Here is a 6,999-nt window from a genome sequence, read left to right as displayed (position 1 = left end):
TACCTGATCGGTCAGGTTGAACATCAGCATCGGATCGTCCGCCGCCTCCGGCGGATAGCCGGCCGTCTGGATCGGCTCGCCGAACTGGATCGTCCACTTCGTCGGCAGCGGCACCGCCCCCAGCAGCCCCAGCCACGGGAAGGTCGGCGTGACCGGGAAATACGGCAGCCCCAGCACCCGCGCCAGTGTCTTGGCGTTCCCGATCATCGGGTAGATCTCCTCCGCGCCCACGATCGAGCACGGCACGATCGGCGCCCCGGCCTTCAGCGCCGTCGAGACGAAGCCGCCCCGCCCGAACCGCTGGAGCTTGTAGCGGTCCGCGAAGGGCTTGCCGATGCCCTTGAAGCCCTCCGGCATCACCCCGACGATCTCGCCGCGCTCCAGCAGCCGCTGGGCGTCCTCCGCACAGGCGAGGGTGTGGCCCGCCTTGCGCGCCAGCTCGTTTATCACCGGCAGGACGAACACCAGATCGGCCGCCAGCAGCCGCAGGTGACGCTGCGCCGGATGGTTGTCGTGCACCCCGACCTGGAGCATCAGGCCGTCCAGCGGAAGCGTCCCGGAGTGGTTGGCGACGATCAGCGCCCCGCCGTCCGAGGGGATGTTCTCGACACCCTTCACCTCGACCCGGAAGTACTTCTCGTAGAGGGGCCGCAGCATCGACATCAGGACCTGGTCGGTCAGCTCCTCGTCGTACCCGAAGTCGTCGACCTCGTAGTCGCCGGTGATCCGCCGGCGCAGAAAGGCCAGCCCGCCCGCGATGCGTTCGTCCAGGGAGCGCGGGCTCGGCGGCGGGGGTGCCGCCGGCGGGTGCTCGGTCCGCGCCTCGGGTACGGGCGCCAGCGCCGTACCGCGCCCCGAGCGCCCGGCCCGCCGGGCCTTCCTGCGCGCCCGGGGCTCCTCGCCGAAGGGGATGACCTTGGCGTCCGCCATCGTGGGTGAACTCCTCACTGGGTCGGGCCGCCGCGTGCGGGCAGCACGCCGGCGAGCCGGTCGACGGTGCGGGCGACGGACTCGGGCGGCAACAGCCCGGGTCCGCGGCTTCGGGCGAATTCCGCGAAGGTCTCCGCCGTCGTGTACTTCGGTTGGAACCCCAGTGTCTCGCGCATCTGTGTCGTTTCCACGACCCTGCCGTGCGTGAGCAGCCGGATCTGTTCCGGCGAGAAGTCCGTGATGCCGATGGACCGCAGCGCCGTACCGGCCCAGGTCACGGTCGGCAGCAGAAGCGGCACGGTGGGCCGCCCCAGCCGCCGGGAGGTCTGCGACAGCAGCAGTACACCGTCGCCGGCGATATTGAACGTGCCGCTGTTGAGCGTGCCGCGGCGCGGCGCGGCGGCGGCGATCCGCAGCACCTCGATGGCGTCGCCCTCGTGGACGAACTGGAGTCGCGGGTCATAGCCGAGGACGGTCGGCAGCACGGGCAGCGAGAAGTACTCGGCGAGCGGGGAATCCGCACACGGCCCGAGGATGTTGGCGAAGCGCAGCACGCACACCGCCACGTCCGGCCGGCGCCGGGCGAAGCCGCGTACATACCCCTCGACCTCGACGACGTCCTTGGCGAAGCCGCCACTGGGCAGCGACTTCGGCGTGGTGGTCTCGGTGAACACCGCGGGATCCCGGGGCGCGGAGCCGTAGACGCTGGTGCTGGACTTGATGACCAGGCGCTGCACATTCGGGGCCTTCTGGCAGGCGCCGAGCAGCTGCATCGTCCCGATGACATTGGTTTCCTTCACCGAGGCGCGGCCGCCGCGCTTGCCCAACGGCGTGCCGTTGATGTCCATATGGACGACGGTGTCGACGCCCGTCTCGGCCAGGACCCTGGCAATGGCCGGATGCCGGATATCGGCCTTGAGGAATTCGGCGCCGCCCAGATGGTGTTCCGGTGCCACGGCGTCGACCCCGATCACCCGGTCGACGTCGGGATCGCGCTGGATGCGGCGGACGAACCGGCCGCCCAGCTGACGTGCGACTCCCGTGACGAGCACGACCTTGCCCAAGATCAGCCCTTCCTTCCCGCCGCGACCGCCATGGCCGAGCTGTCCGGGCCACGCTATCGGGTAGGTGTTGCGCTGTGATGACCGCAGGATGCCCGCGGCCACATTTCCGTCCGACCACCGTCCATACGGCCCACAACGCACCGCAGCCCCCCATCGCACAAGGCGATGGGGGGCTGCGAATTCGCGATCAGCGTCGCTTACTTCTTGTTACGACGCTGAACACGGGTGCGCTTGAGCAGCTTGCGGTGCTTCTTCTTCGCCATCCGCTTGCGCCGCTTCTTGATAACAGAGCCCACGACTACCCTCGCTCACTTCGAATCACTCGGTGCGGGGCGTCCGAGCCCACACTACCTACATCGGGCCAGCCTACCCGGCGACGGGCGAACGGCGTAATCCGAGGTCCGGCGAAGCGCCGTCAGGCTGATTCCACCCCCACAAAGGACTCACGGAGATAGTCGTGAACCGCTTGCTCCGGAACCCGGAAAGACCTCCCCACCCGAATCGCGGGCAGATGACCACTGTGCACCAAGCGGTACACGGTCATCTTCGACACCCGCATCACCGTGGCGACCTCCGCCACTGTCAGGAACACGACCTCGTTCAGAGGCCTCTGGTCTCCAGCCATGCCACACCTGCACCTTCCGCATATGACGGACACCGGCTTCCCCTCCGGTGACTCTTCGTCGCTATGCGCTCACTCCCCAGATTAGGGGCGGGTGATGCGAGTGGGGAAGAGGAGCAGCGAACAGCCTCCTATCGGGACAGACGCGCGCGATTGAGTACATAGCGCGCCAGCGGCCGGTAGCACGCGCTCGGCACGGCATCGTCGAGCGGCACCGCCACGGACACCCGTCCCTCCGCCTGGCCGACGAACAGCGCCGGGTCGTCCGTGTCCGCCAGCCCGATCGCCTCGATGCCCAGCTGACCTGCCCCGCAGACCCAGCCGTGGTCCCCGATCGCCAACCCCGGCAGGGGCCCCGCCACGTCCCCCACGGCCGCGAGAGCGGTACGTACCGGGAGCGGCGAATGGGTGTGTACGCCCCCCGCCCCGGGCGCGCCCCGCACGCCGGTTTCTCGCATCAGCGCGACTCCCCGTACGTAGTCGAGGGTGCAGGGACGTACCCCGAACCGGGTCGCTATGTCGACACGGGCGCCATACGCCGGGGTGAGAACGGGGCAGCCCGCCGACGAGAGAGCGTCTGCGAGGGCGGCGTAGAACTCCAGCAGCCGGTGCGGATGGCCGGTGCCGATGAGCACCGGCGCCCGGCGGCCGGCCGTCTCACCGAGCCGTTCGGCGAACCGGTCGAGTTCCGCGATGGTGCGGTCGGGATCGATGACATCCAGGCCGGAAGTATGTGTGGGATCGGCCGAAACTCCACACTTCTGCCCCATCAGTCGCAGGAGTTCACCGACCGGCCAGTCCCGCTCGGGATCCAGCCCCAGCAACGCACGGGGATCACGGGCCGCGAAGAGCCGGTAGCGCGCCAGACTCTTCTCCCGCGTGGTCGCGATCGTCCCCGCGAGCCGCGCCTCGATCAGATGCGCCCGCAGCGCACCGGTACCCAACACGCGGCCCATACTGTCCGGTTGGTCGGCCTACGGGTGCCCTGACCGACGGGTAGTCACACCTTCGGGGAGCGCGGCGACGGATACGGCCATACGGGATCGGCGGGCGGCACTACATGGGTGCGGCGGCAGGTACGGCCGTACGGGAACGCACGACGGCACTGCACGGGCACGGCGGCGGTCGTCGCGCCTCGCGTGCCTCGCCCAGGGGCGCCCACCCTGGAGCGCCGCAGCCGCGTGCCGGCCGGCGCCGCGGGCTCCTGCCCCCACGGGAGCTACGGCAGCAGCCCATGCGCCGGGAACACCGCCCGGCGGGTGGCCAGCACCGCCTGGTCCAGCCGGTCGGCCGGGTCATAGCCCTCGGCGACGAAATCCCGCCAGTGCGGCGTCCGCCCGTCCGTCATCCGCAGCGGCGCCAACTGCCGCGTCCTGCGGAACACTTCGTGCCGCCAGGCCTCCGGCACCATGGAGGCCGGGTCGATCGGCCGGCCCGCCGCGATCGCGGTCAGATGCGTCCAGCTCCGCGGCACCACGTCCACCACCGCATAGCCGCCCCCGCCGAGCGCGACCCAGCGGCCGTCCGCGTGCTCGTGCGCCAGGTCGTGACAGGCCTCCGCCACCGCACGCTGGGCGTCCAGACTCACCGCGAGATGCGCCAGCGGATCCTCGAAGTGGGTGTCCGCGCCGTGCTGGGTCACGATCACCTGCGGCCGGAAGGCCCCCAGCAGCTCCGGCACCACCGCATGAAAGGCCCGCAGCCAGCCCTCGTCCCCGGTCCCGGCCGGCAGCGCCACATTCGCCGCGGTGCCCTCCGCGCCCTCGCCACCGGTCTCCTCCGGCCAGCCGGTCTGCGGGAAGAGCGTCCGTGGATGCTCGTGCAGCGAGATGGTCAGTACCCGCGGGTCCTCCCAGAACGCCGCCTGCACCCCGTCCCCGTGGTGCACATCCACATCGACGTACGCGACCCGCTCGGCACCCAGCTCCAGCAGCCGGGCGACCGCCAGCGACGCGTCGTTGTAGATACAGAAACCGGCCGCCCCGCCCGGCATCGCATGGTGCAGCCCGCCGGCGAAGTTCACCGCATGCACCGCATCGCCGCGCCAGACGGCCTCCGCGGCACCTACGGACTGACCGGCGATCAGCGCGGACGCCTCGTGCATCCCCACGAACGCCGGGTCGTCCGCCGTCCCCAGCCCGTACGAGAGGTCCGCGGCTGCGGGGTCCGCCGAGGCTCTGCGAACCGCGCTGATGAAGTCCTGGCGATGCACCAGCCGAAGGGTGGAGTCCCCGGCAGGCTTGGCCGCGACCACCTCCAGCGGCCCGCGGTCCAGCTCGTACGCCTCCACCAAACGCATGGTCAGCGCGAGCCGGACCGGGTCCATCGGATGCCCGGACCCGAAGTCGTAGCCCGTTACTGCCTCATCCCACATCAGCTGTGCGCGGCCGCTCATATCCGTCACCGTATCGGGCCTCCGGCGCCCCGAACGAGCGGGCATACACGAGCGTCACCAGCACCAGGACCATCGGCACCAGCATCGCGCCCCGATAACTCCAGGCGTCACCGAGCGCGCCGACCAGCGGAGAGCCGATCAGAAAGCCCACATAGTTGAAAATGTTCAGGCGTGCGACGGCCATGTCGGAGGCCCCGGGGCCATGGCGCTCGAAGGCGTACCGCCCCGCCGCCGCGAACGTCTGGGGAACGATCACACACAGCCCGAGCCCCAGCAGCGTGAACCCCGCCATGCCGGCCCAGGCCCCCGGAGCGGCCGCCACCACCGCGAAGCCGCCCGCCGCGACCACCGTCCCGGTCCGCACCACCGCGACCGCCCCGAAACGCCGCACCCCCAGATCCCCGACCGCCCGCCCGAGCAGCGTGGTGACCATATAGACGTTGTACGGGACGGTGGCGAGCTGCTCCGAACTCCCCAGGACGTCCTGCAAATACTTGGCGCTCCAGTTGGAGACGGTCGAGTCCCCGATATACGCGAAGGCCATCACCAGACACAGCGGCAACAACAGCCGCATCGCGAGCGGCGCAACGGCCGCCGCGGCACCCTCCTGGCCCCCCGCCGCATCCTGCCGCTCCCGGTCCACGAACCAGCGGCCCACGATCAGCGCCAGCGGCACCAGGACCGCCACCACCGGCCCGTACAGCAGCGCAAGCGACAGCTGCCAGTGCGCCCCCGCCCAGGCCAGCGAGGCGCCCACGATCCCGCCCAGGCTGTACGCGGCGTGGAACCCGAGCATGATGCTCCGCCCGTACGCCCGCTGGAGGCTCACCCCGAGCATGTTCATCGAGGCATCCAGGGCCCCCACCGACAGCCCGAACACCGCCAGCGCCACCACGACCTGCGCCATCGACCCGACCGCCCCGACCGCCAGCAGCGCCAGACACACCACCGGCTGCGCACACCGCAGGACCCGGCTGGGACGCACCCGCTTCACCAGCTGCTCGGTGCCGACGCTGCCGACCCCCGCAAGGACGGGTACCGCGGCGAGGAAGGCCGGCAACAGGGCATCAGATATCCCGTAGCGGTCCTGGATCGCGGGTATTCGGGTCACGAGAAGGGCGAAGACCGCACCCTGGACGAAGAAGCTGAGAGCGAGCGAGACCCGGCCGTGCCGCAGCCGCGCTCCTGGTACCCGAGGGACCGTCATGGCCGCTCAGCCTAGGACTCCGCACTACTACTGGGTAGATGGATCACTTCGCCAATTCCGACGCACGTCCGACCGGCGAGGCCGCTACTGCAACAGCGCCGCCAGCTCCGCCATATGGCCGAACAGCGCGGTGGCCCCGGCCTCCGTCAGCTTCGCCGCCGGCGTCATCGCCGTGAAGCCGTAGACGTCCATCCCCGCGGCGACCGCGGCCCGCACCCCCAGCGGGCTGTCCTCGACCACCGCACACCGCTCGGGCGCCACACCCATCTCCCGCGCCGCATGCAGAAAGAGATCCGGCGCCGGCTTCCCCCGCCCCACATCCTGCGAGGAGAAGATCCGCTCGGCACCGCCCTCACCGGTCGGCCCCTCGGCGAACCGCTCGAACAGCCCCGTCTTCGTCAACGCCACCCGAATGCGCTCATGGCTCCCCGACGACCCGACGCAGTACGGCACCCCGTCCGCGGCCAGCTTCTCCAGCACCTCGACCACACCCGCCACGGGCTCCAGCCGCCTGCGGAACTCCTCGAAGACCCGCGTATGAAACTCCTCGTCGAACGTCGCCGGCAGCCGCTTTCCCGACCGCTCCAGCACCACTTCATGAATACGGTGCATCGCGCCGCCCATGTAGTCGCGCAGCGACTCCTCATAGGTGGTCGGATGCCCCAATTCGGTGAGGTGGGCGGCAAGGAGCCGATTGGAGATCGGTTCGCTGTCCACCAGAACGCCGTCGTTATCGAAAATAACCAGGTCATAACGCATGCCCACGAGCGTAACGACCGGC

At 70.2% G+C, this 6,999-nt stretch carries 8 protein-coding genes; all 8 read right to left on the bottom strand.

Annotated features, from left to right (window positions below):
• Positions 1-930, bottom strand: a 930-nt coding sequence (locus M8I34_RS40855; RefSeq protein ID WP_250058127.1) for a lysophospholipid acyltransferase family protein, incomplete at its 3' end; no start/stop codon positions are given.
• Positions 931-944: 14 nt separating this feature from the next.
• Positions 945-1,994 carry an NAD-dependent epimerase/dehydratase family protein gene (locus M8I34_RS40850; protein WP_244413944.1) on the bottom strand — a complete coding sequence of 350 codons (1,050 nt, stop codon included), beginning with the start codon at positions 1,992-1,994 and terminating at the stop codon, positions 945-947.
• 197 nt (positions 1,995-2,191) lie between these two features.
• Positions 2,192-2,290, bottom strand: a complete 99-nt coding sequence (locus tag M8I34_RS40845; RefSeq protein ID WP_003948845.1) for a 30S ribosomal protein bS22 — start codon at positions 2,288-2,290, stop codon at positions 2,192-2,194.
• A 119-nt stretch (positions 2,291-2,409) separates the two neighbouring features.
• Positions 2,410-2,619 carry a helix-turn-helix domain-containing protein gene (locus M8I34_RS40840; protein ID WP_030985880.1) on the bottom strand — a complete coding sequence of 70 codons (210 nt, stop codon included), beginning with the start codon at positions 2,617-2,619 and terminating at the stop codon, positions 2,410-2,412.
• A gap of 128 nt (positions 2,620-2,747) precedes the next feature.
• Positions 2,748-3,563, bottom strand: a complete 816-nt coding sequence (locus M8I34_RS40835) for a phosphatase (protein ID WP_250058126.1) — start codon at positions 3,561-3,563, stop codon at positions 2,748-2,750.
• Positions 3,564-3,835: 272 nt separating this feature from the next.
• Positions 3,836-5,011, bottom strand: a complete 1,176-nt coding sequence (locus M8I34_RS40830; protein WP_250058125.1) for an acetoin utilization protein AcuC — start codon at positions 5,009-5,011, stop codon at positions 3,836-3,838.
• Positions 4,980-6,218 carry an MFS transporter gene (locus M8I34_RS40825; protein ID WP_250058124.1) on the bottom strand — a complete coding sequence of 413 codons (1,239 nt, stop codon included), beginning with the start codon at positions 6,216-6,218 and terminating at the stop codon, positions 4,980-4,982. The genes M8I34_RS40830 and M8I34_RS40825 overlap by 32 nt, the downstream gene beginning before the upstream one ends.
• 84 nt (positions 6,219-6,302) lie before the next feature.
• Complete coding sequence (locus M8I34_RS40820; protein ID WP_250058128.1) at positions 6,303-6,977, bottom strand: HAD family phosphatase; 675 nt, start codon at positions 6,975-6,977, stop codon at positions 6,303-6,305.
• Between the last annotated feature and the right edge of the window lie 22 nt (positions 6,978-6,999).

This window comes from Streptomyces sp. MCA2, assembly GCF_023544705.1.
Classification (GTDB): domain Bacteria; phylum Actinomycetota; class Actinomycetes; order Streptomycetales; family Streptomycetaceae; genus Streptomyces; species Streptomyces decoyicus.
The sequence above is the reverse complement of the archived record's forward strand: the minus strand, read 5'-3'. Positions and strand labels throughout refer to the sequence as shown.

Excerpts from the sequence above, each read along its gene's own strand:
- M8I34_RS40830 (WP_250058125.1), bottom strand. The coding sequence starts at position 5,011 with ATGAGCGGCCGCGCACAGCTGATGTGGGATGAGGCAGTAACGGGCTAC.
- M8I34_RS40825 (WP_250058124.1), bottom strand. The coding sequence starts at position 6,218 with ATGACGGTCCCTCGGGTACCAGGAGCGCGGCTGCGGCACGGCCGGGTC.
- M8I34_RS40840 (WP_030985880.1), bottom strand. The coding sequence starts at position 2,619 with ATGGCTGGAGACCAGAGGCCTCTGAACGAGGTCGTGTTCCTGACAGTG.
- M8I34_RS40820 (WP_250058128.1), bottom strand. The coding sequence starts at position 6,977 with ATGCGTTATGACCTGGTTATTTTCGATAACGACGGCGTTCTGGTGGAC.